We start from the raw sequence: 13720 nt of genomic DNA on the forward strand, positions 1-13720 counted from the left end.
ACGAGCCGGTTGAAACGGTTTCGGCTTCTTCGCTACGACTTGAGCCCGAGCCGGGCGAGCGCCGCGAGCGGCCGCTGGTAGGCCGAGCCGAGCACGCGCGGAATGGCGTCGATGACGTAGGCGTCGGGTCCGATGAGGATCCGGGCCGACTTCCGCTCGATCCCGCGCAGGATCGTCTGCGCCGCCTTTTCCGGTGTGGTGCGGGCGATCCGCTCGAACCCCTGCGCCGCCTTCTCCTGGTTTTCGGCGCCGCTGCGGGAGTTGCGCACGATGTTCGTCTTGATCCCGCCCGGGTGGACGCAGCTCACCGCGACCGGGTACCGCGCGACCAGCATTTCTTCGCGCAGCGCTTCGGTGAATCCGCGGACCGCGAACTTCGCCGCGTTGTAGGCGCTCTGCGTCGGCACGCCGACGAAGCCGAAGACACTGGAAACGTTGACGACGTGCCCGTCGCCGGAGGCGATCAGGTGCGGCAGGAACGCCTTCGTGCCGTTCACGACCCCGCCGAGGTTGATGCCCATCAGCCAGTCGTAGTCCTCGAACGACATCTCCTCGACGTTCGCGCCGAGGGCCACACCCGCGTTGTTCACGACGACGTTGACCGCGCCGAACTCGTCGGCGACGTCGTCGGCGTGCGCGAGCACGGCGCTGCGGTCGGCGACGTCCAACGTGTACGCCCGGGCGTTGCCGCCGGCGAGCTCGGCCGTCTCCTCGGCGTTCGCGGTGACGACGTCGGACAGCGCCACCCTGGCCCCGCGGCGGGCGAACTCGCACGCGAGCGCGCGGCCGATGCCCGACCCCGCTCCGGTGATCACCACGACCTTGTCCGCGAACTGCTTCATCGGCCCTCCCGACCGGTTGGTGCTACTCCCGAGTAGCCGATGCTAGCGGCTGTGAGCTTGCTGTGGGTGTGCTCGTTGTGCCCGTGCGTCGTCCTATGGTGGCATCGTCGGCAGCACCGAGACGAGGAGGCGATGTTCCGTGCGGCGGCCCGCCGTCCTGCTCATCCTCGCCGCGGTCGTGCTGCTCGGCCTCACCTACGAGGTGGTCGTCGCGGCCCGGCAGCCCGAGCCGGCGGACGCGACGGCACCCGAGACCACCACGGTCCAAGCGGCACCGGTGCGCAACCTGCCCGCGGTGTCGAGCCCCGCGGTCGGAGCGCTGTTCGCCGAAGGCGAGCACTACTGCACCGCGAGCGTCGTGCACAGCGAACGGGGTGACGTGCTGCTGACCGCGGCCCACTGCATCCACACCGGCGAGGGCGGCGGCTACGTCACCGGCGTCACCTTCGCGCCCGGCTACCACGACGGCATCGCGCCCTTCGGCTACTGGACGGTCTCGGACGAGCTCGTCGCACCGGGCTGGACGACTTCCTCGGACCCGGACCTCGACGTCGGCTTCGCCACCGCGCACCAGGCGGGCACCACGAAGACCCTGGAAAGCCTGGTCGGCGCGAACCTGCTGGCCACCGGCACACCGTTCGAGCAGCCGATCACGCTGACCGGCTACCCGGACGACTCGGAAGTGGCCGCGGTCTGCCAGAACACGACCAGCAGGCAGGACACGTTCCAGCTGAAGGTGGACTGCGCGGGCTTCCCGACGGGCACGAGCGGCGGCCCGTGGGTCACCGGCCAGAACCCCCAAACCCGCCTCGGCACGGTAATCGGCGTCATCGGCGGCTTCGAGTTCGGCGGCGACGACGCCGACACGTCGTACTCGAGCTACTTCGACACGGACGTGCTGGCGCTCTACCGCCAGACGACGGCCCGCACCTGAGGCGGCATGATGCGGGCATGAGCGAGCCCGTCGACGTACCCATCACCGGAGAGCCGATCCGCCTCGGCCAGTTCCTCAAGCTGGCCGGCCTCGCCGAGGACGGCACCCACGTAAAGGACCTGATCGACGCAGAGGAGGTCAAGGTCAACGGCGAGGTGGAGACCCGCCGCGGCCGCCAGCTGACCAACGGCGACCTGGTGACGGTGGGCCCCGACCGCGCAAAGGTGATCCTGGTCCACCAACCGTGATTCACGGAGATTGCCTCCCCGCCTGGGAACCACTTGCTTGACCCGCCGGAGGCCTCCGAAACCGGCGGCCGGCAACGCAAGCCGACCACGAGATCACCAGACCTCCCCGGCCTCTCCCCAGCCGGCGGCCGGCAACGCAAGCCGACCACGACGTCACCAGACCTCCCCCGCCCCTCATCCCAGCCTTCAGTTCAGCCGGCGGCCGGGTTCGTCAAGGCACGCTTTCCCGCCTTGACGAACCCGGCCGCCGGCTGAAAATCCCCCCGGAGGGGCGGGGGAGGTCGGACCCGCCACTTGGCCCGGCAGGGCTCGGTCGCGGCAGACCTCGGTCGCGGCAGAGCTTGGTCCCGGCAGACCTCACCCGCGGCAGGGCTCGGTCGCCGCAAAGCTTGGTCCCGGCAGAGCTCACCGACAACAGACCCCAACCACAACAGAGCACCCAACAGCCGCCCTACCCCGCGCTGCTCAACACCGCCAACCCCAGCGACGCGGCCAAAGCATCCAGTTCCCGCCGCACCGGCCCGGCCAGCGGCACACCGAGCGCCCGGCACTGCTCGAGGTGCTGAGCCTCGCGCCAGCCCGGATACCGGATCGGCGCCCCACCGTCCCAGCCGAGCATGCTGCCGAACAACGCGCTCGCCGCGCGGTAGAACCCGTCAGCGCTGCGCAGCGTCGTCGGGGCGATGGCCATGACCAACAGCCCGGTGTCGTGCTCGTGGTCGGCGACGCCTGAGAGCACCCCGGCGAGCACATCGACCAGCAACGTCAGCCCGGCCGCCTCCGAACCCGGGCGGTCCATGTCGAAGACGAACTCGGGGTACGCCCCGCCCGGGGCCGCCATGCCCAGCGGGTTCATCGGCTGGCCGGGTTCGCCGCCCGCGGCCAGCACCAGCCCGATCATGGCGTGCGGCAGGGCGCGTGCGGCGTGGTGCCCGGCGCGGCCGAACGGCCCGATGCCCCGCAGTGAGATGAGCCCGACGCCGAAGCGGCCGGCCCGCGCCACCGCCCTGTCCATGGCGTCGCCGACGGCCCACAGCCCGGGCGCGCGGCGGTAGTCGATCAGCGCGGCGGCCCCGCGGTCAGCGATCATCAGCGGCTCGGCGTGCGGCACGACGAGCCCGTTCTTCAGCAGCGGCAGGTGCACCCGGGTCAGGTCGGCGACGCCGGTCTCCGGCGAGCCGGTCAGATCGCCGTGGCAGAGCGCCTCGGCGGCGATGCGGGCGCGCGCTTCGGGGAGACCGTGCGCGGCGAAGACGTGGGCCACCAGGGTGACCAGTTCGTCGGCCCGCACGCGGGGCCAGGCCTGTTCCGGGATCGGGGTTTCCGGGACCTCTTCTTCGAGGATGCCGGGTTCGGGGCGGGCGGAGCGGAACGGGCGCGGTCTGAGGGGCACTTCCCCGACCTTGCCCAGCGCCGGTTCGGGCGTCAACGAAGCGGGCCCGGGCCTACCCGACCGTGTGATCGGGGCCCGCGAAAAGCCGTACGCTGAGCGGCATGTGCCGAAACATCACCACCCTGCGAGGGCTCCAGCCGGCCGCGACGGGCGAGGAGATCGAGGCCGCGGCCCGCCAGTACGTCCGCAAGGTGACCGGCGTGCAGTCGCTCTCGGACGCGACGCGCGAGCCGTTCGAAGCGGCGGTCGCCGAGATCACCGAGATCACCGCCCGGCTGCTGGAACAGCTGCCCGAGCGCCGCCAGCCGCCGGCGACCGTGCCGCCGCTGCGCCGTCCCGAGGTCCAGGCGCGCATCGCCGCGAAGGCCCTGCGGCAGCCCTGAGTCAGCGCACGCGCTGGGCGAAGCCGCGCTCGCCGGTGTGGTCGACGTCCTTCGCCAGGCTGTAGAGCCGGATTTCGGTGCCGTCTGGGTCGTGGACGCGGACCATCCAGCCGAGGGTGGCTTCGAACAGCGGCGGGTGCTCGACGCCGAGCTCGTCCAGCCGCGCGATCCACGCCTCGGCGGCCGCGCGGTCGGCGATCGAGAAGCAGACCGGGTCGAACCCGGCGAGCCCCGCGGCGGCCGTTTCGTGGACGCGCAACGCGACCGGGACACCGTCGATCGTCCCGGCGACCCCGCGCACGACGCCGTCGTCGTCGGGGAACCGTGGGTGACTTCGAGCCCGAGCACGCGCTCGTACCACTCGCGGCTGCGCGCCAGGTCGCGCACGGGGAACTTGACGTGGTGGAAGCCTTCGAGCTTCGCCGTCATCGCCGGCCCCTCTCGCCGCCATCGAGGGTAGTCCGCGACGGCCCGGAATTGTCGGACCCGCTCGCTAGGCTGCCCGCATGGGCGGACAAGCATTGGTTTTGGGTGGCGGCGGGGTCGCCGGGATCGCGTGGACGACGGGGCTGCTGGCGGGGCTGGCCGAACACGGCCAGGACCTGACGGGCGCGGACCTGCTCGTCGGGACGTCGGCGGGTTCGGTGGTGGCCGCGCAGGTGGCGAGCGGGGTTTCGCTGAGCGAGCTGTACGCGCGCCAGGTCGACCCGGCGCGCCAGACGCCGGAGATCCCGGCCGACATCGACTTCGAGAAGTTCGCCGCCGACTTCGGCGGCGCGGTCACCGGCGCGAGCGACCCGGCGCAGGTGCGGCGGGCGGTCGGGAAGCTGGCGCTCACGACCGAAACGGTGGCGGAGGCGGATCGGCGCGCGGTGATCGAGGCGAGGCTGCCGGTGCACGACTGGCCGGCGCAGCGCGTGGTGATCGTGGCGGTGGACGCGGAGACCGGCGAGCCCCGCCGCTTCGACCGCGAGTCCGGCGTCCCGCTCGTCGACGCGGTGGCGGCGAGCTGCGCGGTCCCGGGTGTCTGGCCGCCGGTGACGATCGACGGCCGCAAGTACGTCGACGGCGGCGTCCGCTCGGCCGAGAACGCCGACTACGCGGCCGGCGCCAAGCGCGTGACGGTGGTTTCGCCGCTGGGTGCGGACGCTCCCCTCCCGATGGAGAAGCCGCTGCTGCAGGTGCTGGACGACCTGCGCGCGGCGGGCGCGGAGGTCACGCTGATCACGCCGGACGAGGCTTCGCAGGCGGCGATCGGCGAAAACCCGCTGGACCCGGCGAAACGCACCCCGGCCGCCGAGGCGGGCCGCGCGCAGGGGGCGGCGCTCACGCTGACCTGGACCTGAGCGGGCGGCCGGCGCCTCCCGCCTGCGGGCCTCGGCTCCTCCTCGGACCGGGAACAGTCCCGGCGGGGCCCAGGTCGCCCCGGAAGGCGTCGGCTACCCTCGTGGTCAGGGGTAGCGTGTCCGAGCGGCCGAAGGAACATGTCTTGAAAACATGCGAGGGGGCAACCTCTCCGTGGGTTCGAATCCCACCGCTACCGCACTGAAGCCCGGGCGCGCTGAAGCTCAGCGCGCCCGGTTCAGCTTTCCGGCGTCAGCAGGTGCGCCTGCACCCGCTCGAACGCCGCGGCGATCGTCGCCTGCTCCTCGGGGCTCAGCAGGTCGATGAGGTGCTCGCGGACGCCTTCGACGTGCGTCGGCGCGGCTTTCTCCAGCAGCGCTTCGCCCTGCTCGGTCAGCTCCGTGATCACGCCGCGCTTGTCCTCGTGGTCGCGCGCCCGCCGGACCAGGCCGGCGTCCTCCAGCTTGGCCACCTGGTGCGAAAGCCGGCTCTTCGTCGATCCCATGTAGATCGCCAGCTCCGACATGCGCATCCGGCGGTCCGGCTGCATCTGCAGGCAGACGAGCACCTCGTAGTCGGCCAGCGACACCTCGTGCGCGTCGGTCAGCTCGCGGTGCAGCCGCTGCCGCAGCAGGAGGGTCGCCACGATGTAGGAGCGCCACGCCGCCATCTCGGCATCGTCCAACCAACGCACAGGCCGCTCCTCGCTCATAAGGCAGCGTAGAACGTTGATCAACGGTTTGCGCGTTTCGAGTCCGATCTGACTGCCGGTGAAAATGCCGTTGCAACATCGCCCGAAGGTGGGGTTACGAAAAGGTTGAGACTCGGCGGGGAAAGGCGCATTCTGCTTGTCGGCGGACGTCGGTCAGGGTAGACGGCGCGGCGACGGCGACGTGCCGGCCCGGCTCCCCGCCAGGAGAGGTCAGGTGGTTGCGTGGCGGGTGAACCTCGCGGTTGACCGCCAGCTGCGTCCCCGCGACCGGAACGGACATCTACCGGGCTGGTCGCGATTGAGGGTTGTTGTGGTTAGGCCGGCGTGCCCCGCGCTCCAGCGCGAGGTAACTCCGTAGTAGTGCGCCGGCCGACGGCAGAACAATCCTCACCGTGAACAGCTATGAGCGGGCTTCCATGCGCATCACGCATACGGCGTCGGTCGGGCCTGGATCCGGTCACGGTCTCGGAAGCCGTGACGACAGCGCCTGAACGCCGGCCCCGAAGCGGCCAGCCGCTCTGCGAAGACATACCTCGGTACCAGCCTGGGTGCGCCCGTCAGCGCGACGTGCGCACCCAGGCTCGTTAGTATTTTGCGGGTGAGATTCGACGACGACGCCGGTCTGGACGCTTCCGAAGTCCAGGACCTGCGCGGAAGCGGTGGAGGCGGCGGCGGGATCGGCGGCCGCGTGGCGCTCGGCGGCGGCGGGCTCGGTGTCGTGGGGCTGATCATCTACTTCGTGCTGTCCCAGCTCGGCGGGGTCAGCACGGGCGGCAGCAGCGGCCTGAGCGGCGGGCTCGGCAGCGTCGGGTCCGGCCAGCAGGTCGACAACTCGAAGCTTTCGAGCGAGTGCAAGACCGGCGCGGACGCCAACAAGAACCACGACTGCGCCATCGTCGCGATCGTGAACTCCGTCCAGGACTACTGGACGCAGCAGTTCGCCCGCTCCGGCTCGACGTACCAGAAGGCGCCGACGAAGTTCTTCAACGGCGGCGTGCGCACCGGCTGCGGCAGCGCCACCTCGGACACCGGCCCGTTCTACTGCCCGGCCGACTCCGACGTCTACATCGACCTGTCCTTCTTCAACGAGCTGAAGACCCGCTTCGGCGCCCAAGGCGGGCTCTTCACCGAGGCGTACGTGCTCGCCCACGAGTACGGCCACCACGTGCAGAACCTGCTCGGCACGTCGAAGAAGGGCACCGGCACCGGGCCGACGTCCGGTTCGGTGCGCCTGGAGCTGCAGGCCGACTGCTACGCCGGCGTCTGGGGCAACCACGCCTCGACGACGCCGACCGAGAGCGGCAAGCCGCTGATCACCGACGTCACCCAGGACGACATCAACTCCGCGCTGGACACCGCGTCCCGCATCGGCGACGACTACATCCAGGAGAACCTCGGCGGCGGCCAGGTCGACCGCTCGAAGTTCACCCACGGCACGTCCGCGCAGCGCAAGAAGTGGTTCACCACCGGCTTCCAGACCGGCGACCCCGCCCGCTGCGACACCTTCGGCACCAGCAACCTGGGCTAGGCCCGGGCACTGAGCGAGCACGACGAAGGGGCCGCCCCGCAAGCCGGGACGGCCCCTTCGGTCTGTCGTCAGGCAGTCAGTGCGTGCGGGTCACCGGCCACGGCGCGGGCGGAGAAGTTCCGCTGCGCCTTGCGCTCGACGGCCTTCTGCTTGGCCGCCTTCGCCTTGCCCGGCTGGACGCCGTTGACGCTCTCGGTGCTCGTCGCGTAGACGCCGAGCGCCCAGGCGACGCCGTCGGCGTTGCGGTCCAGCGCGACCCGGTCGATGTTGCCCAGGTTGTCGCAGGCCTGGTGGTAGCACGGGTCGTAGGCGATGCCGGCCGTGCCGCCCCACTTCGCCGCCTGCGCCGGGGTCTTCAGGCCCTCGGCGCCGGTGTCCAGGCCGCCGGCCGGGATGCCGACGGCGATGAACTCGCCGTAGTCGGAACGCCCGGTGAAGTCCGTGCCCTCGAGGGACACCCCGCGCGCCGCCTGCATGAAGTCGACGAGGGTCTTCTCGATCTGCGCCGAGCCGTACGGGCCGGGGCCCGCGCCGACGCCGTCGGAGTTGTCGCCGTCGTAGGCGAAGTAGCCGGCGTTCGGCGAGCCGATCATGTCGAAGTTCAGGTACAGCGCGATGTCGAGCTGCTGCTCGAAGCTCAGCTGGTCGACGTAGTAGGTCGAGCCGATCAGGCCGAACTCCTCCGCGCTCCAGAAGCCGAAGCGGACGGCGTTGTTGACCTTCGGGCTGCTGCCCAGCTGCAGCGCGGTCTCGAGCAGCGTCGCCGAGCCGGTGCCGTTGTCGTTGATGCCCGGGCCGGCCGGGACGCTGTCGAGGTGCGACCCGAGCATCACGACGTTGTCCTTGCGCCCGGTCTTGGTCTCGGCGATGACGTTGTAGCTGGTCCGCGCCTCCTGGAAGGCCCGCAGCTCCAGCGTCACGTTCTGCCCGCCGAGCGTGGCCAGCTGCGCCCCCGCGGCCGCCGTCACGCCCCCGGTCGGGATCGCCGCGTTCTCCGGGCCGCCGAGCGTCCCGTTCAGGTCACCGTCGGTGTTGTTGTAGACGATCGCGCCGATCGCGCCCGCCGCCGCGGCGGTCTGCTGCTTCTGCGCGAACGAGCAGCCACCGCGCTTGATCAGCGCGATCTTGCCCGCGACGTCCGCGGTGTAGTCGGTGGCTTCGCAGCCGCTGGTGTCGTCGACCGCGACCACCGAGAGCGGCGCGGTGATGCCGCCGACCGGCGTCGACTTCGTGTACTCCATGGCGATGACCGGGACGTTCGCGCCGCCCGCGGTCAGCTTCTCGGCCAGGGTCTGCGAGTAGGTGAACGGGAACTCCTGGCGGGTGACCTGGTAGCCGGCCGCCTCGAGCTTCGTCGCGATGTACTCGGCGGACTTCTTGTGACCTTCGGTGCTCGCCGCCCGGGTCCCGCCGTTCGTGTCGGCGATGCGCTGCAGCGCGACCAGGTGCCGGTTGACGCCGTTGACGTCGACCTTCTTGACGAGCTGCTTCGCCAGGGCGGGACCGTCGGGGACCGTGTTCGCGGCGGCGGCCGGGGTCAGGCCGAGCACCAGCATCGCGCCGGCGGCCAGCGCCACCGGCGGCAGGGTTCTCATTCGGAAGAGTGACATGGTTGCTCACCTTTGTTCGATATGCGAAGTCCGTCAATGCGCCTTTCGGCGGGACCTTTCGCCGCGGTATACGGTCGACGCATGTACGCGATCACCATCCGTGAACCAGGTGACCCGGACGTTCTCGAGTGGACGGAGGTCGCGGACCCGCGGCCCGGTCCCGGCGAAGTGCTGCTGGAGGTCGCGGCGAGCGCGGTGAACCGCGCGGACCTGCTGCAGCGCCAGGGCCACTACCCGCCGCCACCCGGAGCCAGCGAAACGCTCGGCCTCGAATGCTCGGGCACGATCGCGGAGCTCGGCGAGGGGGTCGAGGGCTGGCACGTCGGTGACGAGGTCTGCGCGCTGCTCTCCGGCGGCGGTTACGCGGAGAAGGCCGTTGTCCCGGCCGGGCAGCTGCTGCCGGTGCCGGGTGAGATCGACCTGCTGACCGCGGCCTCGCTGCCCGAGGTGGCCTGCACGGTGTGGGCGAACGTCGTGATGCACGCCAACCTCACCGAGGGCGAGGTGCTGCTGGTCCACGGCGGTGCCGGCGGCATCGGCACGCACGCGATCCAGGTCGGCAAGGCACTCGGCGCGACGGTCGCCGTCACCGCGGGCTCCCCGCAGCGGCTCGAACGCTGCCAGCAGCTCGGCGCCGACATCGCGATCAACTACAAGTCGGCCGACTTCGTCGAGGTGCTGCGCGAGGAGACCGGCGGCGCGGACGTCATCCTCGACAACATGGGCGCGTCCTACCTCGGCCGGAACGTCGACGCGCTGAAGCAGGACGGGCGCCTGGTCGTCATCGGGATGCAGGGCGGGGTCAAGGGCGAGCTGAACGTCGGCACGCTGCTCGGCAAGCGGGCTTCGGTGTTCGCGGCCGGCCTGCGGTTCCGGCCGCTCGACCAGAAGGCGGCGATCGTCGCCGACGTCCGGGAGCGCCTGTGGCCGCTGGTCGCCGAGGGGCTCGTCAAGCCGATCGTCGGCCAGGTCGTGCCGATGGCCGAAGCCGCGACCGGGCACCGCGTCCTGGAAGAGGGCAGCGTGTTCGGCAAGGTCCTGCTCGCGGCGAAGTCTTAACGGAGCTCGTCGAGGACCCGCACCAGCTGGTTGATCTCGAAGACGTTGGAGTAGTGGGCGAGCCCGATCCGCACGGCGCCGCCCACTTCTCCGACGCCGAGTGACGCGAAGACGCCGCTCGTGCCGTCGTCGGCGAAGGCGCACAGACCCTGCTTCGCCAGGTATTCGGCGACCTCGGGCGCCTTCTTGCCGGCCACGGCGAAGGCGAGCGCCGGGATCCGCCGCATGGCGTTGCCGATGACCATGATGTGCCGCAGCGACAGCAGTTCCGTGGACAGCTGCGCGAGCAGCCCGGCGTGGTAGGACTTCGCCGACCCGAGCGAGGTGACCAGCCGCTCGCGCCGCGAGCCGGCGGCGGCGTCGTCGAGGCCGGCGAGGTAGTCGATCGACGCGATCAGCCCGGCCAGCAGTGGGTAGGCGTGCGGGCCGAGCTCCAGCCGGGCGGCGCCGCGGGCCGTCGGGTCGAGCGAGGCCGACGGGATCCGCTCGATCATCTCCGGGTCGCGGAAGACCAGCGCGCCCACCGAGGGACCGCCCCAGGCCTGCGCGGACACCACCATGACGTCGGCGCCGAGCGCGTTGATGTCGAGCGGCAGGAAGGGTGCGGCGTAGGTGGCGTCGACGACGACGAGCGCGCCGACCCGCTTGGCGAACTCGATGATCGTCGGCACGTCCGGCCGCGTCCCGACGGAACCGGACGCGAGCGTGACGGCGACGGCCTTGGTGCGCGCGGACACGAGCTGCTCGTACTGCCACGCGGGCAGCTCGCAGGTCTCGATGTCGATCTCGCCCCAGCGCACGACGGCGCCGACGCGCTTGGCGGCGCGCTGCCAGGGCGCCAGGTTCGCCTGCTCGTCGAGCCGGGACACGACGAGTTCGTCGCCGATGGTCCAGCGCTCGGCGAGCGCGTCGACGAGCCGGCGCAGCATCACCGGCGCGCTCGGTCCGAGCACGACGGCAGCCGGGTCGGCCCCGACCAGGTCGGCCACGGCCCGGCGGGCCGCGGTCACGATGCTTTCCGCGCGTTGTGAGGCCGGAAACGCTCCGCCCGGCCCGGACACCGGGGCGCGCATCGCCGTGGAAACGGCCGAAGCGACCTGTTCCGGGACCAGCATTCCGGCGGCGCCGTCGAAGTGAATCCAGCCGTCACCCAGCGCGGGAAAGAGCCCACGGATACGAGCGACGTCGAACGCCATGGGGACACCGTACGGACGTGCGGTTTCGCCGTGCGTCCGGGGTTGGGTGGAGAGCCACCGGGAACCCCCGGAGCCGCTACGCTCGGAGACGGACACCCCGTGGGTGTCGCGGAGCGTGGCGAACGCAAGCCAGGATGGAGCACATGACCGAGCCGAACTTCACCGCGGGTGACCCGGGCCAGGAATCTTCACCCCACGTGGTGGTCGTCGGACCGGACGGCACGCCGGTCGGCGCGGCCGAGCTGCCGGCCGAAGAACACCCCGAGTCGGTCGGCGACCTCGTCGAAGAGCCGGCGAAGGTGATGCGCATCGGGACCATGATCAAGCAGCTGCTGGAGGAGGTCCGCGCGGCCCCGCTGGACGACGCCTCCCGCACGCGGGTGCGCGAGATCCACCAGACGTCGATCCGCGAGCTGGAGAAGGCGTTGGCCCCGGAGCTGCAGCACGAGCTGGAGCGCCTGGTGCGCCCGTTCACCGACGACTCGACGCCGTCGGACGCCGAACTGCGGATCGCCCAGGCCCAGCTCGTCGGCTGGCTGGAGGGCCTGTTCAGCGGGATCCAGACGGCCCTGTTCGCCCAGCAGATGGCGGCGCGGGTGCAGCTGGAGCAGATGCGCCGCGGCCTGCCGGCCGGTCCGTCGGGCATGCCCGGGCCCGGCCACGAGCACGGACCGGGCATTTCGGGCACGGGCCAGTACCTCTGACGGCAGTTGTCCACAGACCGGAGGGCCTGTGGACAACGCCTGTGGACAACTCAGCGGCGGGCGGCCAGGCAGTCCAGGACGCGGTCGACGCCGCGGCCGTCCACCGTGGCGGAGGCGGTCGCGGACAGCGACTCGCGGAGCCGGGCGTCCGACAGCAGCGAGCGCAGCACCGCCGTCACCGACGGCAGGCGGGCGGCCAGGGTCTCCGCCGGACCGAGGCCGGCCGCGAGGCCGAGGTCGAGGGCGGCGCGGTAGATCGTGTCCTGGTTGTCCACCAGCCGGACCGCCGCCGTCGGGACACCGAGGCAGCACAGCTCGGTGAACGTCACCCCGGCCGCGCTGACGGCGACGTCCGTGGTCGCCAGCAGCTCCGGCAGCGCGGGACTGGGCGCCGCGACCCGGATCGACTGGTCCGGCGGCAAGGCCGGCAGTTCGGGCTCGCCGCGCACCAGCGCGTCCGCGACGAAGGGCAGTTCCGTGTCGCGAAGCGCGCGAAGCAGCAACCCGACCGTCTCCGCCCACTCGGCGCCGCCGCCCAGCACCACGGTGACGTGCAGCGGCGGGCCGGAACGCACCCGGCGCGTCCGGCGCACGACGTCGCGAAGCGGCGCGTACTCGATGCCCCGGAGCAGGACGTCCGAGCCGTCGTCCGGACGCGGGCCCGGCGCGAAGCCCGCGTCCACCACGATGTCCGCCGGACGGCGCCCGAACACGTCGTCCTCGATGGAGACGAGCAGCGCGCCGGCCGCGTTGACCTCCTTGCGCACGTCACCCAGGCCGTAGTGGTCGACGATCACCGCGTCGAACCCCGAGGCGTCGAACCCTGAGGCGTCGAACGTGTCGAGCCGCGTCACGCCCAGTTCGCCGAAGCGCGCCGCCAGCCATTCGGCGTTGTCGACACGGCCGGAAAACGCCACGGACCAACCGCGGGCCACCGCCCGCTCGGCGTAGGCGACCATCCGCGCGATGTGCCCGGCGCCGATCGACGCCGACGAGTCCGCGCGCAGCAGCAGCCTCACCGGCCGACCTCCTTCTGCTCGACGTGCGCGTTCAGCGCCACCAGGTCCGGCCGGGAACGCAGCAGCGCGACCACCGCCCGCCAATCGCCGACGCGGTCGCCCAGCTCGGCCACGAGCGCGGCGATCAGCGCCCAGTCCTCGGCGGTGTCGAGCGTCACCCGCAGGTCTTCGGCGGCCGGGCTCACCACCACCCCGGCGCACGAATAGCGCGTGGGCTGCGCGTAGACGCCCGAGGTGACGTGCTCACGGTCCGCTCCGGTGGCGGCCGAAACCTGCTCGCGCAGGACTTCGGCGCGCACCAGCTCGGCGTCGAAGCCGCGCGGCAGCGTCCGGACGAGCGTCGTGCTCACGTAGTCGAGGGACGGCTGAGCGCGCCACAGCGCGGCGAGCTGGCCGATCAGCGCCGGGTCGAGCAGCGGGCAGTCGGCGGTGAGCCGGACCACGGCGTCCGCGGGGTGCTCCCGCAGCGCCACCGCGAACCGTTCGAGCACGTCGTCGAGCGGGCCGCGGACCACGGCGGCGCCGCAGCGAGCGGCTTCGGCCGCGACCTCGTCGTCGGAGGGGTCCGCGGAGGTCGCGACCACCACCCGGTCGACGCCGGGAGCGGCCGCCGCGGCCCGGACGACCCAGCCCAGCACGCTGCGGCCGCCGAGCGGGCGCAGCACCTTGCCGGGCAGCCTGGTCGAGCTCGACCGGGCCTGGATGACGGCGTTGACCACGGGTGCTGCACGCATGGGTGACATGATGG

General features: G+C 71.8%; 15 protein-coding genes, 1 tRNA gene and 1 pseudogene. 8 read left to right on the forward strand and 9 right to left on the reverse strand.

What is annotated here, in order from left to right; genetic code table 11:
• Window positions 1-32 precede the first annotated feature (32 nt).
• A complete protein-coding gene (locus tag ACLJPY_RS07240) occupies window positions 33-842 on the reverse strand; it encodes an SDR family NAD(P)-dependent oxidoreductase (protein WP_410587235.1) in 810 nt (269 codons plus the stop codon).
• A 139-nt stretch (window positions 843-981) separates the two neighbouring features.
• On the opposite strand from ACLJPY_RS07240, the gene ACLJPY_RS07245 reads away from it, so the two are divergent.
• Together ACLJPY_RS07245 and ACLJPY_RS07250 are read left to right on the forward strand one after the other, a co-directional pair.
• Window positions 982-1776 (forward strand): trypsin-like serine peptidase, encoded by a 795-nt coding sequence (locus tag ACLJPY_RS07245; protein ID WP_410587236.1) that lies wholly within the window; start codon window positions 982-984, stop codon window positions 1774-1776.
• Between the two features lie 17 nt (window positions 1777-1793).
• On the forward strand, window positions 1794-2024 hold the full coding sequence (locus ACLJPY_RS07250; RefSeq protein WP_410587237.1) for an RNA-binding S4 domain-containing protein: 231 nt from the start codon (window positions 1794-1796) through the stop codon (window positions 2022-2024).
• 451 nt (window positions 2025-2475) lie between these two features.
• On the opposite strand, the gene ACLJPY_RS07255 is transcribed toward ACLJPY_RS07250, so the two are convergent.
• Complete coding sequence (locus ACLJPY_RS07255; RefSeq protein ID WP_410587238.1) at window positions 2476-3417, reverse strand: Ldh family oxidoreductase; 942 nt, start codon at window positions 3415-3417, stop codon at window positions 2476-2478.
• Between the two features lie 101 nt (window positions 3418-3518).
• On the opposite strand from ACLJPY_RS07255, the gene ACLJPY_RS07260 reads away from it, so the two are divergent.
• Complete coding sequence (locus tag ACLJPY_RS07260) at window positions 3519-3800, forward strand: DUF2277 domain-containing protein (protein ID WP_410587239.1); 282 nt, start codon at window positions 3519-3521, stop codon at window positions 3798-3800.
• 1 nt (window position 3801) lies between these two features.
• Here the strand turns inward: ACLJPY_RS07260 and ACLJPY_RS07265 are convergent, their stop codons facing one another.
• Both ACLJPY_RS07265 and ACLJPY_RS07270 read right to left on the reverse strand, forming a co-directional pair.
• Window positions 3802-4101, reverse strand: coding sequence for a hypothetical protein (locus tag ACLJPY_RS07265; RefSeq protein ID WP_410587240.1), 300 nt, complete (start codon window positions 4099-4101; stop codon window positions 3802-3804).
• A 56-nt stretch (window positions 4102-4157) separates the two neighbouring features.
• Window positions 4158-4322, reverse strand: a pseudogene (locus ACLJPY_RS07270) (hypothetical protein); the annotation flags it as partial.
• Here ACLJPY_RS07270 and ACLJPY_RS07275 point away from each other — a divergent pair.
• Together ACLJPY_RS07275 and ACLJPY_RS07280 are read left to right on the forward strand one after the other, a co-directional pair.
• A complete protein-coding gene (locus ACLJPY_RS07275; RefSeq protein WP_410587241.1) occupies window positions 4307-5146 on the forward strand; it encodes a patatin-like phospholipase family protein in 840 nt (279 codons plus the stop codon). The pseudogene ACLJPY_RS07270 and the gene ACLJPY_RS07275 overlap by 16 nt on opposite strands.
• A gap of 110 nt (window positions 5147-5256) precedes the next feature.
• A tRNA-Ser gene (locus ACLJPY_RS07280) sits at window positions 5257-5343 on the forward strand.
• Window positions 5344-5382: 39 nt separating this feature from the next.
• Here the strand turns inward: ACLJPY_RS07280 and ACLJPY_RS07285 are convergent.
• Window positions 5383-5856 carry a MarR family winged helix-turn-helix transcriptional regulator gene (locus ACLJPY_RS07285; protein ID WP_410587242.1) on the reverse strand — a complete coding sequence of 158 codons (474 nt, stop codon included), beginning with the start codon at window positions 5854-5856 and terminating at the stop codon, window positions 5383-5385.
• Window positions 5857-6454: 598 nt separating this feature from the next.
• Between ACLJPY_RS07285 and ACLJPY_RS07290 the strand changes: the two genes are divergently transcribed.
• The gene (locus ACLJPY_RS07290; protein WP_410587243.1) at window positions 6455-7384 is read left to right on the forward strand and encodes a neutral zinc metallopeptidase; all 930 of its coding nucleotides are present in this window, start codon (window positions 6455-6457) and stop codon (window positions 7382-7384) included.
• A 68-nt stretch (window positions 7385-7452) separates the two neighbouring features.
• Here ACLJPY_RS07290 and ACLJPY_RS07295 read toward each other — a convergent pair whose 3' ends face one another.
• Window positions 7453-8994 (reverse strand): M28 family metallopeptidase, encoded by a 1542-nt coding sequence (locus ACLJPY_RS07295; protein WP_410587244.1) that lies wholly within the window; start codon window positions 8992-8994, stop codon window positions 7453-7455.
• A gap of 81 nt (window positions 8995-9075) precedes the next feature.
• On the opposite strand from ACLJPY_RS07295, the gene ACLJPY_RS07300 reads away from it, so the two are divergent.
• Window positions 9076-10053, forward strand: a complete 978-nt coding sequence (locus ACLJPY_RS07300; protein ID WP_410587245.1) for an NAD(P)H-quinone oxidoreductase — start codon at window positions 9076-9078, stop codon at window positions 10051-10053.
• Here the strand turns inward: ACLJPY_RS07300 and ACLJPY_RS07305 are convergent.
• Window positions 10050-11249, reverse strand: a complete 1200-nt coding sequence (locus ACLJPY_RS07305) for a cysteine desulfurase-like protein (protein ID WP_410587246.1) — start codon at window positions 11247-11249, stop codon at window positions 10050-10052. The genes ACLJPY_RS07300 and ACLJPY_RS07305 overlap by 4 nt on opposite strands.
• A gap of 134 nt (window positions 11250-11383) precedes the next feature.
• On the opposite strand from ACLJPY_RS07305, the gene ACLJPY_RS07310 reads away from it, so the two are divergent.
• The gene (locus tag ACLJPY_RS07310; protein ID WP_410587247.1) at window positions 11384-11953 is read left to right on the forward strand and encodes a bacterial proteasome activator family protein; all 570 of its coding nucleotides are present in this window, start codon (window positions 11384-11386) and stop codon (window positions 11951-11953) included.
• Between the two features lie 50 nt (window positions 11954-12003).
• Here the strand turns inward: ACLJPY_RS07310 and ACLJPY_RS07315 are convergent, their stop codons facing one another.
• Together ACLJPY_RS07315 and ACLJPY_RS07320 are read right to left on the reverse strand one after the other, a co-directional pair.
• Window positions 12004-12972 (reverse strand): spore coat protein, encoded by a 969-nt coding sequence (locus ACLJPY_RS07315; RefSeq protein ID WP_410587248.1) that lies wholly within the window; start codon window positions 12970-12972, stop codon window positions 12004-12006.
• Window positions 12969-13715, reverse strand: a complete 747-nt coding sequence (locus tag ACLJPY_RS07320; RefSeq protein WP_410587249.1) for a cytidylyltransferase domain-containing protein — start codon at window positions 13713-13715, stop codon at window positions 12969-12971. The genes ACLJPY_RS07315 and ACLJPY_RS07320 overlap by 4 nt, the downstream gene beginning before the upstream one ends.
• Window positions 13716-13720: the final 5 nt, after the last annotated feature.

It is taken from the genome of Amycolatopsis sp. lyj-23, assembly GCF_046549135.1.
Classification (GTDB): domain Bacteria; phylum Actinomycetota; class Actinomycetes; order Mycobacteriales; family Pseudonocardiaceae; genus Amycolatopsis.